The 15,138-nt window shown below is 40.4% G+C and carries 10 protein-coding genes; 9 read left to right on the forward strand and 1 reads right to left on the reverse strand.

Features of this window, described 5'->3' with window-relative positions; all coding sequences use genetic code 11:
* Positions 1–111: 111 nt before the first annotated feature.
* The 8 genes from hutU (at position 112) to BN986_RS05640 (ending at position 10,734) form a co-directional block, all read left to right on the forward strand.
* Positions 112–1,779 carry a urocanate hydratase gene (gene hutU, locus BN986_RS05605; protein WP_040978667.1) on the forward strand — a complete coding sequence of 556 codons (1,668 nt, stop codon included), beginning with the start codon at positions 112–114 and terminating at the stop codon, positions 1,777–1,779.
* A gap of 102 nt (positions 1,780–1,881) precedes the next feature.
* Entirely contained in the window at positions 1,882–3,156 is a 1,275-nt protein-coding gene (gene hutI / locus BN986_RS05610) for an imidazolonepropionase (RefSeq protein WP_040978668.1), read from the forward strand.
* Positions 3,153–4,151, forward strand: coding sequence for an agmatinase family protein (locus BN986_RS05615; RefSeq protein ID WP_040978669.1), 999 nt, complete (start codon positions 3,153–3,155; stop codon positions 4,149–4,151). Before hutI ends, BN986_RS05615 begins: the two co-directional genes overlap by 4 nt.
* A gap of 198 nt (positions 4,152–4,349) precedes the next feature.
* Complete coding sequence (locus tag BN986_RS05620; RefSeq protein WP_040978670.1) at positions 4,350–5,687, forward strand: YjiH family protein; 1,338 nt, start codon at positions 4,350–4,352, stop codon at positions 5,685–5,687.
* 216 nt (positions 5,688–5,903) lie between these two features.
* Complete coding sequence (gene hutP, locus BN986_RS05625; protein WP_040978671.1) at positions 5,904–6,341, forward strand: hut operon transcriptional regulator HutP; 438 nt, start codon at positions 5,904–5,906, stop codon at positions 6,339–6,341.
* A gap of 213 nt (positions 6,342–6,554) precedes the next feature.
* Positions 6,555–8,078, forward strand: coding sequence for a histidine ammonia-lyase (hutH, locus tag BN986_RS05630; protein ID WP_040978673.1), 1,524 nt, complete (start codon positions 6,555–6,557; stop codon positions 8,076–8,078).
* A 310-nt stretch (positions 8,079–8,388) separates the two neighbouring features.
* Positions 8,389–9,702 carry a Na+/H+ antiporter family protein gene (locus BN986_RS05635; RefSeq protein WP_040978674.1) on the forward strand — a complete coding sequence of 438 codons (1,314 nt, stop codon included), beginning with the start codon at positions 8,389–8,391 and terminating at the stop codon, positions 9,700–9,702.
* A 216-nt stretch (positions 9,703–9,918) separates the two neighbouring features.
* Positions 9,919–10,734, forward strand: a complete 816-nt coding sequence (locus BN986_RS05640) for a flagellin N-terminal helical domain-containing protein (protein WP_040978676.1) — start codon at positions 9,919–9,921, stop codon at positions 10,732–10,734.
* A 129-nt stretch (positions 10,735–10,863) separates the two neighbouring features.
* On the opposite strand, the gene BN986_RS05645 is transcribed toward BN986_RS05640, so the two are convergent.
* Positions 10,864–11,964 carry a nitric oxide synthase oxygenase gene (locus tag BN986_RS05645; protein WP_040979219.1) on the reverse strand — a complete coding sequence of 367 codons (1,101 nt, stop codon included), beginning with the start codon at positions 11,962–11,964 and terminating at the stop codon, positions 10,864–10,866.
* A 435-nt stretch (positions 11,965–12,399) separates the two neighbouring features.
* Here BN986_RS05645 and BN986_RS05650 point away from each other — a divergent pair, with 435 nt between their 5' ends.
* Positions 12,400–14,409, forward strand: coding sequence for a putative bifunctional diguanylate cyclase/phosphodiesterase (locus BN986_RS05650; protein ID WP_052400656.1), 2,010 nt, complete (start codon positions 12,400–12,402; stop codon positions 14,407–14,409).
* The last annotated feature ends 729 nt before the right edge of the window (positions 14,410–15,138 follow it).

Raw genomic sequence — 15,138 nt, forward strand, 5'->3', positions numbered from 1 at the left:
ATAATTATCTATTATTTTTATCTTATTTCGAAATGAAGTGATCTATATTCCGTTTCTTCTCGTTGATAAAATAAGAATTATCAGAAGACTTCAATGAGGAGTGAATGTGTGATGGAGGAGACGAAACCAAGAGAAATCAAGCAATACAGAGGTACGGAATTAAATACAAAAGGATGGATTCAAGAGGCTGCATTACGAATGTTAAATAATAACTTGCATCCGGATGTAGCGGAAAATCCGGATGAATTAGTCGTGTATGGAGGAATAGGAAAAGCAGCAAGAAACTGGGAGTGTTATGAAGCGATTGTTGCTTCCTTAAAAGCTTTGGAAGAGGATGAGACATTATTAATTCAGTCTGGTAAGCCCGTAGCGGTTTTACCTTCTCATAAAGATGCACCGAAAGTATTAATTGCCAATTCAAATCTTGTTCCGGCTTGGGCGAATTGGGATCACTTTCATGAGCTGGATCAAAAAGGATTAATGATGTATGGACAAATGACAGCAGGAAGCTGGATTTATATTGGAAGCCAGGGGATTCTTCAAGGAACCTATGAAACATTTGCGGAATGTGCCAAGCAGCATTTTCATGGCGATTTGGCTGGGACCATTTCAGTGACGGCGGGTCTCGGTGGAATGGGCGGTGCGCAGCCGCTCGCGGTAACGTTGAATGGCGGAGTTTGTATCGCGATTGAAGTAGATCAGCATCGAATCAATCGCCGAATCGAAACGAAGTATTTAGACACGTATACCGATGATTTGGATGAAGCCATTCGTCTTGCTAATGAAGCCCGCTCGGAAAAGATAGCGTTGTCCATTGGCTTGTTGGGCAATGCAGCAGAATTGTTGCCGAAAATGATTGAAAAAGAGTTCATCCCAGATGTGTTAACGGACCAAACCTCGGCGCATGATCCATTAAATGGGTATGTTCCTGAAGGATTCAGTCTGGAGAAGGCTGATGATTTACGGGGAAAAGATGAAGCAGCATATGCGAAGCTTTCCAAAGCAAGCATGGCAAAGCATGTTGAAGCCATGCTGGAAATGCAAAAGCAGGGCGCTGTTACCTTTGATTATGGAAATAATATCCGTCAAGTAGCAAAAGACGAAGGAGTGGAAAATGCCTTTGATTTTCCTGGTTTTGTTCCAGCTTATATTCGTCCGCAATTTTGCGAGGGGAAAGGACCTTTCCGTTGGGTAGCATTATCGGGAGATCCAGAGGATATTTATAAAACGGATGAAGTTATTTTACGGGAATTTAGTGATAATAAGCATTTATGTAACTGGATTCGTATGGCTCGTGAAAAGGTGAGTTTCCAGGGGCTGCCTTCACGTATTTGCTGGCTGGGCTATGGAGAACGCGCCCGTTTTGGAAAAATTATTAATGAAATGGTTGCCAGTGGTGAAATAAGTGCTCCAATCGTTATCGGCCGTGATCATCTCGATTCTGGTTCTGTTGCTTCGCCGAATCGGGAAACAGAAGCGATGAAGGACGGAAGTGATGCAGTTGCGGATTGGCCAATTTTAAATGCTCTGATTAATAGTGTTGGTGGAGCAAGCTGGGTCAGTGTCCATCATGGCGGCGGGGTAGGAATGGGATATTCCCTTCATGCCGGCATGGTCATTGTAGCGGATGGAACAAAGGATGCGGAAAAACGGCTGGATCGTGTGTTGACGACGGATCCGGGAATGGGGGTTGTCCGTCATGCGGATGCAGGCTATGCGTTAGCCCAGGAAACAGCCCGCAAGAAGAACGTCAACATTCCGATGTTAAAAGATCAATAATATAGATAGCAATTCCCCGGGAAAAGCAGTTCTTTGACTGGGGAGTGCTATTTTAAATATCACTGGCAAATAGAGAAAATGTAACTTCAGGAGGGGAAAACAATGACACAAAAGCTGTTTATTTCAAATGCGAACCAAGTAATTACTATGGCCGGACATTCTGATAAGCCTGCCAAAAAAGAGGCGATGTCCGACATAACAATTTTGGAACATGGGAGTATCTGGGTAGAAGATGGCAAAATTGTTGAGGTAGGTACAGATGCAGAAATGCGCGAAAAATACAAGGAACAACTTGATTCTGCCACGGAAATTGATGTATCGGGCAAAACTGTCACACCTGGTTTGATTGATCCACATACGCATCTTGTCCATGCGGGAACACGTGAAAATGAATATGCCATGCGTTTAAAAGGAAAAACCTATATGGAGATTATGGAATCCGGCGGCGGGATTCATGCTACAACCCGTGCTACACAGGCTGCCAGCTATGAAACATTATATGAAGCGTCAAAAAAACGTTTAGATAAGTTTTTATTACATGGTGTTACCACCGTTGAAGCAAAGAGCGGATATGGATTAACACTTGAACATGAATTAAAACAGCTGGAAGTGGCAGAGCAGCTGCGGCAAAACCATCCAATGGATATTGTTTCTACATTTATGGGAGCGCATGCGGTGCCGCTAGATGAGAAAAAGAATCCGGAAACGTTTGTTACACGTGTCGTAGAGGAAATGATTCCGGAAGTAGCCGAAAGAAAACTGGCTACATTTAATGATGTATTTTGTGAGCGCGGTGTATTTACACCAGAACAATCAAAGCGTGTACTGGAAGCAGGTAAACAGTATGGACTCATCCCTAAGATTCATGCAGATGAGATTGAAGCCTATGCCGGAGCGGAATTAGCGGCAGAAGTGGGTGCCATTTCAGCGGATCATCTTCTTAAAGCATCCGACGCAGGGATTAAGGCGATGGCGGAAAAGGAAGTTGTTGGCGTTCTATTGCCAGGTACAGCATTTTTCTTAATGGCAGAATTTGCTCCTGCGAGGAAGATGATCGATGCAGGGGTTGCTGTTGCATTGTCAACAGACCAAAATCCTGGATCTTCTCCTACGATTTCCTTGCCTTTCATCATGAATTTAGGCTGCTTGAAGATGAATATGACACCAGAAGAAGTATTAACTGCGACGACGATTAATGCAGCGCATGCCATTGGATGTGCAGATGAAGCAGGGAGTCTGGAACCAGGGAAGAAGGCAGATATTACGATTTTTGATGTTCCTAATTATTTAACTTTATCGTATCAATATGGCATGAATCATGTAGATACGGTTATAAAATCCGGGAAGCAGCTTGTGGTGGAGGGGCGGTTACAATGAACCATTATCCTTACCCAATGCTCCATAAGCCCAGCATGATATGGTCCAAACAGACAGAGCAAACAACAGATTTAAAGGTTCATGAATGGATTGAAACGATTGGAGATACTGAGGTGGATTGGTCGCCGTATGATGTGACGATCCTCGGTGTCCCGCTTTCTAAATCCTCTATCAGTACATCGGCAGCCAGTGAAAATCCAGATGCGATGCGGCAAGCATGGAAATCCTTTGGTACGTACAATCTGGATGAAAATATAGATTTGGCGACGTTAAAGGTAGTAGATTTAGGAGATGTGAAGCAGCATGTAACAGACATCGCCTCTTCCCACCAAAATATTGAAGAAGCAATGGCGGCGATAAGAAGTCATCACCCGCATACTTTGCCGATTACGATGGGCGGTGATCACTCCATCACGGCTATGCTGGTAAAGGGCTGGGAAAAGGCGCATCCTAAGGAGACCATTGGAATTTTACAAATTGACTCTCATTTTGATTTACGTGATCTGAAAATATTTGGACCGGCAAATGGCACTCCGATCCGAAATATCATGGAGAGTGGTACGGTTAAAGGAGAGCATATCCACACTATTGGGCTGCATGGTTTCTTTAACGCAAAAGAACTAAAAGACGTTGCAGATCAAAATGGGATTCGTTATACCACTATGAAACAAGCACGTAAAGAAGGAGTAGAGCAAGTTATTGCGCATGCATTAGAACAGCTGAGTCAACAAGTAGATACGATCTATTTAACAGTGGATATGGACGTATTAGATATTGTACATGGACCTGGGACACCTGCTGCAGCGCCAGGAGGGATGTATACAGAAGAATTATTTGATGCTGTTCAGCTTGCGGGAGAACATCCGAAAGTCAAAGCGATGGATATTGTTTGTCTGGATCCAAGAAAAGATGTAGCGCAAATTACGGTGAAAAATGCCGTTCATACGATGTTGTCGTTTTTGACTGGGTATTGTAAGAAGAGAAATAAAGGATAGTTATCGCAATAACTAAACCAATGGTGATAAAGTGAAACTTCCTCAAATGCGGGTTTTCTTTCATTCCTATTGAAGATTAAAGGAACAAAGGCTAAGTTTACGGTATCGTGGGGCTGAGACTGGGGCTGCGATAAAAATTTTTGTTATGGGGATATATTGCTGACAGACTAAATTCAAATAAAAAAGGTTGGGTGTAAAATGAGTGAGATTCAAACGACTAAATATGATGTTGATAATGATTATAATAATAATCGCAAAAATATTATCAAATTCAGCATTTATAGTTTAATAGGTGGATTTATGTTTTTTATCCCCATAACGATTAACGAAAATACTTCCATTATGCTAGACCATATGGTGACTTTCATTCGAAATAATTTTCCTGCTTTTGTACCTTATTATTTATTAATAGTTATTGCTTTGGGTGCCATTTATCCGTTTATTAATGGTACATGGAATAAAGGTAAGGTAAATACAGTTCTATCTTTTTTTAAACTTTTAGGATTAGTTGCTGCACTAATGATTGTTTTTAATATTGGGCCAGCGTGGTTATTTAATCCAGATATGGGACCTTTCATACTCAATAGTCTAGTTACACCTGTTGGCATTCTCGTTCCCATTGGTGCAGTATTCCTTGCACTTATAGTAAGTTATGGACTCTTAGAATTTATTGGAGTACTAATGCAAAGAATTATGAGACCTGTTTGGAAAACTCCCGGCCGTTCTGCAATTGATGCAGTTGCTTCATTTGTTGGCAGTTATTCAATTGGATTACTAATAACTAATCGTGTGTTCAAAGAAGGGAAGTATTCAGTAAAAGAGGCTTCAATTATCGCAACTGGATTCTCTACTGTTTCTGTGACGTTTATGGTAGTTGTTGCTAATACATTAGATTTAATGGGTATTTGGAACCTGTATTTCTGGTCAACACTTGTCATCACATTTTTAGTAACGGCAATTACCGTACGATTATGGCCCCTGAATAAAATGAGTAATGAATACTACGATGGGGCTGAACCTCAATATGAGGAAATAATTACAGAAAATCGCATAAAGGTAGCGTGGGAACAAGCGATGAAAGTTGCTGATAATGCCCCCAGTTTATTTGAAAATATTAAAATGAATTTAAAGGATGGAATGGTAATGACGATGGCAATTCTACCATCCATTATGTCTATTGGTCTGCTGGGACTTGTGTTAGCGGAATATACACCGATCTTTGATATTGTTGGCTATATCTTTTACCCTTTCACATGGTTGGTCCAATTACCTGAACCTTTATTAGCAGCGAAAGCCGTTTCCATGGGAATTGTAGAAATGTTTTTACCTGCTTTAATGGTGACGGAAGCAGTTTTAATAACGAAATATGTAATAGCTGTGGTATGTATTTCTTCTATCATCTTTTTTTCAGCTGTTGTGCCAGTTATTTTATCAACAGACATCCCAATTAGTATTCCAAAACTAATCGTAATATGGTTTGAAAGAGTTGTATTAACTATTTTAATTGCTGCACCGGTTGGATATTTATTACTATAAGGTAAAAGCTATTCCCGTTCATACGATGTTGTCGTTTTTGACTGGTTATCAAAAAAGAAAAGCGATCATATAAATATAACAGGTTCGCAGGTGAAATACTTTTTCATTTTATATGAAATGCCATTAAAATAATTGACTATTACCACTATTCAGATTATAATCGAAAATAGCTACTAGTAAAAAGTTTTATTTTTGAGGTAAAAAGGGAGCGCTTACATGTCGCAAAAAATTCGCATTGGAAAAATTGCCACACTGCTTGCTATGTTAGATGAAAATGAGTACAGCTCCTTTGAATCCATTTTTGACGGGGTGGATACATGCCTTGGAAAAGTCGGGTCCATGAATATGCAGAAGGTTATTTCCGCAGTGGAAACAGCAGTGAAGAGAAGCGGATTAATTGAAGAAGGTATTTATCGGGAAACCCACGCATTATATCATACCATTGTTGAGGCGCTTGAAGGGGTAACCAGAGGACAGCTGGCGATTGGAGAGACAATGCGGACAGTAGGTCTTCGCTTTGCTGTTGTACGCGGGAAACCGTATGAAGAGGAAAAAGAAGGAGAATGGATTGCCGTCGCCTTTTACGGGACAATTGGAGCGCCTATAAAAGGATTGGAGCATGAAGCGGTTGGTCTTGGAATTAATCATATTTAAATGTGTGTTCAAAAATTCGATGTGTCATTTTTATTGAACTTTTTGAACATCTTCTTCAACAAACAAATAACGAAATCATGACCTATAGTAACGAGACGTTAGGAGGTGATGATGGCTTACTTTAGTATGCCGTTATCGCCTCTTTTTGCTGTTTTTTAGAGAAAGTCAGTGTAACGGAGCAGAAAAAATTCCGTTAAGAAGGAGGAAGAAACAATGATTGAATTAACAGGCCATTCTTTAACGATTGAACAACTAAAAAGAATTTTGCTGGATAATGAAAAAGTATCCATTTCCGAAAAAAGCATGGAGGAAGTTCATGATAGCAGATGTGCTGTTGAACAAATTGTAGCAGATAGAGAAACGGTATATGGAATTAATACAGGCTTTGGAAAATTTAGTGATGTGATTATCAATCAAAAGGACGTTGAAAATTTACAATTAAATTTAATCCGTTCCCATGCATGCGGGATTGGTGAGCCTTTTCCGGAAATTGTATCACGTGCCATGATGGTACTGCGGTTGAATGCTTTGCTAAAAGGATTCTCAGGAGTTCGCGGCGTGTTGGTGGAATTACTGGCTGAATTAATTAATAAAAAGATCCATCCAGTCATTCCGCAACAGGGATCTTTAGGGGCATCAGGTGATTTGGCGCCATTGGCTCATTTGGCACTTGTTTTAATTGGAGAAGGGAAAGTCTATGATGAGTCCGGAAACGTAATTGATTCCGCTTCCGTTTTTTCTGAAAAAGGAATTCATCCGATTACATTGCAGGCAAAAGAAGGGCTGGCGCTTATCAATGGAACGCAGGCAATGGTTGCTATGGGGGTAGTCAATTATATTGAAGCGGAACAGCTTGCTTTTGATAGTGAATGGATTGCTGCAATGACAATGGAGGGGTTGGAAGGAATTGTTGATGCTTTTCATCCAGCAATACATGAAGCAAGGGGATACCCGCAGCAAATAGAGGTGGCAAAAAGAATGCGGGAATGGTTAGACGGGAGCAGACTGACTACAAGACAGGGCGAAAAGCGGGTACAAGACGCGTATTCCCTGCGTTGTATTCCCCAAGTACATGGTGCGTCCTGGCAAGCACTTGATTACGTGAAGGAAAAACTGGAGATTGAGATGAATGCAGCCACGGATAATCCGCTGATCTTTGATGAAGGAGAGATTGTTATTTCAGGCGGGAATTTTCATGGCCAGCCGATCGCTTTTGCAATGGACTTTTTAAAAATTGCTGTGGCAGAATTAGCAAATATATCAGAGCGCCGTACTGAGCGGTTAGTGAATCCACAGCTAAATGAATTACCTGCCTTTTTAAGCTCAGAACCCGGTTTGCAATCGGGAGCGATGATTATGCAATACGCTGCGGCATCCCTTGTATCGGAAAATAAAACCTTAGCACATCCTGCAAGCGTGGATTCCATCCCATCCTCTGCCAATCAGGAGGATCATGTCAGTATGGGGACAACGGCATCAAGACATGCAGGAATGATAATACAGAATGCACGACGTGTGTTAGCGATTGAATGTATTTGTTCCCTGCAGGCAGCGGAATATCAAGGCGTAGAAAACCTGTCGCCGAAATTAAAGAAAAAATGGGAGAAGATGCGTCTTGTTGTACCGAGCATTACCGAAGACAGAGTTTTTTCAGAGGATATAGAGAATCTTAATCAGACATTACACCCGCTGTATCATAACAATAACTTTTTTAAAAAAGAAATTTCTATTAAATAAAGAAAAAGAGGGAGTATTTATCGGTTTTTATCGCAGTATAACTGGCTGGGACTGGGGCTGCGGTTACTCGCCCCATCGAAGGGCTTTATAAGACTCCCACTTCTAGAATAGAGGAAGCTCGAAAATTCTAAGTGGGAGATCCAACAGCCAGTAACGGTCCGATCCGTTCAACTACCATTCATTGAGGGATGAAGAAAAACTCCTAATGAATGAAGTTTCGTTTTATGAAAACGGCAGTGTTATCATTCGAGATTATTTTAACTCGCATGATACCTCATAAAAGATTGAAAAATAAAGGGGGAGTTGGGAGATGCTTACAAATGCAGTTTTAGTCAGTGTGCTTGTGATGGTAGTGGTAAGTTTATTTCGTGTCAATGTTTTATTTGCCATTATTCTTGCAGCTTTAACGGCTGGTTTAATGTCTGGAATGAGTTTGGCTGATGCAGCGGAACTGATGGTGTCGGGCATGGGGGGACAGTCAAACACAGCATTAAGCTATGTTCTGCTGGGAATATTTGCTGTGATGATTGGTTTATCAGGAATTACTACAATCCTGGTAAATAAGATGTTAACACTTTTTAAAGGTAAAAAAATGGCACTTGTTTTGACTATTGCCGGAATCGCTTGTTTGTCACAAAATATCGTACCTGTACACATTGCTTTTATACCTATTTTAATTCCGCCATTGTTAGGTCTGTTTAATAAATTAAAATTAGATAGGCGGGCAGTGGCTGCTGCATTAACATTTGGACTTAAAGCGCCTTATATGACAATACCGGTAGGCTTCGGATTAATATTTCAAGGGATTATTCGGGATGAAATGATCGCAAATAACATGCCTATTACCTTGAATGAGGTAACGATGTCTATGTTGATACCCGGGGCAGGAATGGTAGTCGGATTATTGGTAGCTATTTTTATCACGTACCGTAAAGATCATCTGCCTAAGGAAAGCCGGCCGGATGAAGCGAATATAGAAGTTGCGTACACAGAAGAAAAAGGAACTTGGGGATTTTATCAATGGATGACAATTATCGCGATTATCGCAGCATTGGTAACACAGCTTATAACGGAATCACTTATTCTTGGAGCGTTGGCCGGGATCATTATCCTGTTTGCAACGAGAGTAATAAAAATGAACGAGAATGAAAAAGTGGTCCAAAAAGGTATTGGAATGATGGGGATGATAGCTTTTATTATGCTGGTTGCTTCCGGTTATGCGACCGTACTGCAGGAAACAGGAGACATTGAAAAGCTTGTTGAACAGGCAATTTCTATGGTCGGCACATCATCGTTTCTGATTGCTACGACGATGTTGGTGGTTGGATTATTTATCACAATGGGTATTGGTACATCGTTTGGTACAATTCCTATCCTGGCAGCATTATATGTACCAATTTGTGCAGCCGCTGGTTTATCCCCATTGGCAACTGCAGCGCTTATTGGAACAGCAGGTGCTTTAGGAGATGCGGGATCACCTGCTTCTGACAGTACGCTTGGACCAACTGCCGGGTTAAATGCTGATGGAAGGCATAATCATATATGGGATACGTGTGTCCCTACATTTTTGCATTATAATATTCCATTATTTATATGCGGAGTAATTGCAGCAGTAATTTTATAAAATGAAATTTTCCAGATGATTTTCTTTGAAAGTTTTGGTTTTAGAGTCTTGATAGCAGGGTGATTCGCTTAGATCCTGCTATTAGGACTCTTTTTAATTCCTCTCCAAATCCTCCCGGCATAATAAAACTTTTCGGCAATCCTTCATATCCTCTTCTATTCAGCCGATATATTTAATAACAAATCCATTTGAATCAGGTGGGAGGGATTATTATTAATGCGCATCCAAAATAATGTCATGGCGTTTACGATATACAATAATATGAACAACCACTTTGCGAATGCTCAAAAGTCTATGCTCCGTATAGCGAGCGGACAACGTATTAATAGTGCTGCAGATGATCCAGCTGGTTTAGCGATTTCCGAAAAAATGCGAGCGCAGATCCGCGGATTAAATGTGGCAATCCGGAATGCACAAGATGGCGTATCGCTCTTGCAAACAGCGGAAGGTGCGGTGAATGAAACGCATGCTATATTACAAAGGATGCGGGAGCTAAGCGTGAAATCAGCGAACGGAACGTATTCAGAATCGGACCGGAAAATCATGCAAGAGGAGATTGAGCAGCTGCGGGAAGGATTAACGCAGGTTGGACGTGATACGGAGTTTAACAAGCAATCCTTATTAGATGGTTCTTTTACGGATAAACGTATACAAGCTGGTGCGAATGCAGGGCAATATGTTGATATTTCAATTGGAGATGTACGGGCAGCAGCACTCGGGATAGATGAAATTGATATTTCTACACAAGAAGGCGCAGATGCAGCTATTGGAATAGTAGATAAAGCGATAGAACAAATATCCTCCCAGCGTTCCAATCTTGGAGCTTTACAAAACAGGCTGGAGCATACGATCAATAACCTCTCTAATACAGTGATCAATCTCACACAGGCAGAATCGCGGATAAGGGATGCGGATATTGCAAAAGAGATGATGCTATATACCAAACACAGCCTTTTGGGACAGGTTGCGATGGCAATGCTGGCTCAGGGAAATCAGCAGCCGCAGTTGATATTGCAGCTTTTACAGAATTAATTTTTAAAAACGAAAATCTAAAATACTATCTTTGCAGTCTATGATAAACACAAATTAAGTGAAAGAAAGATTTTCTCTTCAAAATAAAAGGTGCTCTTACCAAAAGTAAGAACACCCTTATCTCTATCTCTACCCATGAAACGGGCACCCTTTTCCCTGCCGATAAGCCTTATCCTGATAAAAGAAATTCGGCTTTTTGAACTCATTGCTGTAGGGCTGATGCCAGACATGCGTGGTTGCCGGGGATACAGGCGGGATAAGCCAGGTCCATTTTCCGGTTACTTCCCTTTCAGCTTTTGCTTCCTGCTTTTCGAAAATGCGGAACTGGGATGCGGCGGTGTGATGATCGACAATGGATACACCTTGTTTCTTAAAGGAGTGGAGTGCCATTTCATTCAATTCGATGAGTGCACGGTCCTGCCATAAATTACTGGCATGTTTTGTCGATAAGCCCATGATCTCTGCCATTTTCGGCAGCAAATTATAGCGGTGCTCATCTGCAAAGTTTCTGGCACCGATTTCTGTTCCCATATACCAGCCGTTGAAGGGGGCAGATATGTAATGCAGCCCGCCAATTTCCAGACGCATATCTGAAATAACCGGGATAGCATACCATTTTAAATTTAAATCTGCTACTGCCTCATATTTTGGATGTTCCATAGGGATCTCTGGAATGAATTCTTCCGGGATAGATTTCCAAACAGGAGGCTGGCCGCCGATTTGAATAACAAGCGGCAGAATGTCGAAATGTGTTCCTTCCCCTTGCCAGCCCAGCTGTTCGCATATTTTGGTGAATTCCAGTGAATCTGAATCACCGATAATCCCATTTTCCGTTTCATAACCGGCATAGCGCAACAGCTGATGGTTCCAGATTTTCACGGTTTCTTCTTTGGCCGAGGAGGCAGGGAAGATGGTGATATAGGGTTTGATTCTTCCTTGGTTAAAGGAGTTTTTTAAATGACTGAATAGGAATTCAAATACCTCTTCTTCTGTTGTGGCCTGTCTTGCATCTGCAACGTCGATACGCTCCCAGAATAATCTGCCGATACAACGGTTGGCATTTCGCCAGGCGAGCTTTACTCCGTATACTATTTCTTCATAGGTTTGGGTATAGGTGCCATGTGCATTTATCTCTGTCGTGACTTCATTGATTCGTTCCGCTAATTTTTCTGCAGGAGCACCGGTTTCTGTATAGCAGGTTGTCAGGAAATGCGCTGCTTCCTGCTGCATTTTATCTTTATTCAATGGAATGACCTCCAGCTTTTCACAATGGATCGTATACTTTCTTTTTCATTGTAGCGGAGAGTAAAACGAATTTCTATGATATTCAGCAAATGAAAAGAGGAGTATAGACCTTTGTTCATTTGTCTGTCACATGATAAAGTGAATTGTAGTTACCTTTTAAAAAATGTACGTACTGATTTACGGATTGGTAAACTCCAATTTGAGTAGAATACATTCTGGTCTTATCACGTGATCTTCTATTTTTTGCCCTGTAATTCATGGGATTTTGTTGAAAATTTATCCAAGTGTTAAAAAATTAATTTTGGTTTAATTTAGCAAAAAATGTTTAAATTCATCGAAATAGATGTGTTTTTGTCTGTTATTACATGCTATATTTATACTATATGTATTTGCAGTGTCGGTTGCGAGGAGGAAATGATTTTGGCTCAGGCAGTATTTAAGATTCGGAATAGAAAAATATATGTTACAGAGCTGTTATCTTGGGGTGTATTGAATGAGTCAAAAGATATAATTTCTGGAGAAGACTATGAAAATATACTCTCTTCATATATTGGTCCTCATGTCGCAAAAGAATTTTCAAAGCTTGTTGACGGTGAGGAAGAGCAAATTCATTTTAATGCAACGATTAATAAAAAAAGCGGAGAAATAATGTTATTGAGTGTTTTTGGTTATCAAGTTATATCAGAGGATGGTGTAGAAGTGTTCGGAATCATTTCTGATGATAAGGAAGCAAATAATCAATTGATGATGGCGTTAAAAGAGTTATCAGACATTAAATATGCATTGGATCAATCTGTGATTTTAGCTATTACGAACCGGCAGGGGAAAATCATCCATGCAAATAATCGCTTCAGTGAAATATCCGGTTATTCGAATGAAGAGTTAATCGGTAATACCCATCAGCTGATCAATTCCGGCTACCATTCAAGGGATTTCTTTAAAAAGATGTGGCAGACGATTGGGCGCGGCGGGGTCTGGAATGGCGAAATCAGAAATCGTGCGAAAGACGGTTCTTTTTATTGGGTGGATACGACCATCGTACCGGTAAAGAATGAAAAAGGAAAGCCTGTGCAGTATATTGCGATGCGACATGATATCACAGATAAAAAAGAAAATCAGGAAAAGATTCGGATGATGGCTTTCTATGATCATTTAACAGGGCTTAAGAATCGTCGGAAGTTTGATGAGAATTTAATTAAAAAGATTGAATATGCTGAAAAAAATGCTGAAAAATTTGGTATTATGTTTGTTGATTTAGACGGCTTTAAATATGTAAATGATACACTTGGACACATCATAGGTGATGAATTGCTTATCGCAGTTGCCCGCCGGTTAGAAGAAATCGTCGGTAAAAATGGAGTCGTTGCCAGGCTCAGCGGGGATGAATTTGCTATTCTTATTGATTTTATAACTGCCCCGAGAGACATGCAGCACTATGCAGAATCGATTATTACCAATTTTAAAGAGCCTTTTGCTATTGAAGGGTACCAATTGAGCACGACAGCAAGTATCGGAATATCCACCTATCCGGAGGCCGGTTCAGATGCACCGACGATGATGAAGCACGCTGACTTGGCAATGTATCGTGTAAAAGGTTTATCTAAGAATGATTACCGTTTTTTTGACAGAGAGATGAGAATCTCTAACCAAAGAGCATTTCAAATAAAAAATGATTTAAGAATAGGGTTAGACAATAATCAATTTTATCTTGTTTATCAGCCTAAGGTAGCTCCGGATAAAGAAATTGTCACGAGCTATGAAGCGTTGATCCGCTGGGAGCATCCGAAATTTCGGAGAGTATCGCCGGGTGAATTTATTCCATTAGCAGAAGAGTTAGGCATGATTAATGAAATTGGGGATTGGGTTCTGGAAAATGTTTGCAGGCAGCTGCGATCTTGGAAAACCAAAGGATACGATTTGCTTCCCGTATCTATTAATCTATCGTCCAGCCAGTTCCTGCAGGCGGATTTTGTCGATAAATTCTGGGCTGTTCTTCATACATATCAAGTGGAACCAGCCTGGATTCAGATTGAAATTACGGAGAGCCTCTTTATTGATAATGAAAAATACGTGCAGCAAATTTTAAAAATAATGAAGGAAAATGGAATCAAAATTGCACTGGATGATTTTGGGACAGGGTACTCTTCATTGGCTTATCTGCAAAAGCTTGATCTGGATATTTTAAAAATTGACCGTTCGCTCATTAGTGGAATCTCCAATTTGTCTACGAAGAGAAAAATTGCAACAACCATTGTCCAGCTGGGGAAAAGTATGGGGATGGAAGTCGTTGCTGAGGGAATAGAAACTAAAGAAGAACTCGATATTTTACGTAGTCATGGGATCGATGAGATTCAAGGTTATTATTACAGTAAACCGCTTGCGATAACCGAAATGTCAGAAGTATTGAAGACAGGAAAGCCGGGTAAATAATGGTGACGCATGCTTCTGTATTTGAAAAATGAATAGCGTCATCCCGAAATCTTTTATGATTCATTCAGAGATGACGTTTTAGCAGGATAGACTTGATTTTTCCCCAGGTGCTTTGATTTATATAATGCTTCATCCGCCTAAGGGAGGATTTGTTGCGGATTACTGCAGGTGTTGGGATATGTTTCTGCACCAATTGAAATAGATATGCTTTCCTTTTTAGAAATTTGAAAGGAGTGCGCCTCCACGACCTTGAGAATTCGTTCGGCCACCTTCAGCGCATTGGAAATGCTGCAATTTGGCAGCACAATGAAAATTCATCTTCGCCATTCTGGAATGCCATATCAAATGAACGGATATTCCTAGATAAAATTTCGCCAAACAGTTCCCTCTCCTTTATCCATAATCATACAACTAGGATGGCTTGAAAGTAATGCGGTATAAAGTCTAGCCAGTGTATAGAAGCTCCTGTATTTACTCGTTCCACCGAAAATATTTGTGGGAACGTCAAACTCAGCACATTCTTGTGCAAGCATAAAGATAGGCGAATGTGATTTTTCTAATCCATATGTCTATTTTTAAGTGATTATCCATTACAAATATATTTTATTCTTTTGCTTTGCGGCTGATTCTTTAGGAGTAGTTCTATATTCTAATATTAGAATTTTATCAAGAATCCATGTACTTACCAAAATTTGAGATACGTTTTAAAATAGAATAGACATTTATAAT

Source organism: Oceanobacillus jeddahensis, assembly GCF_000750635.1.
GTDB classification, from domain to species: Bacteria; Bacillota; Bacilli; order Bacillales; family Amphibacillaceae; genus Oceanobacillus; species Oceanobacillus jeddahense.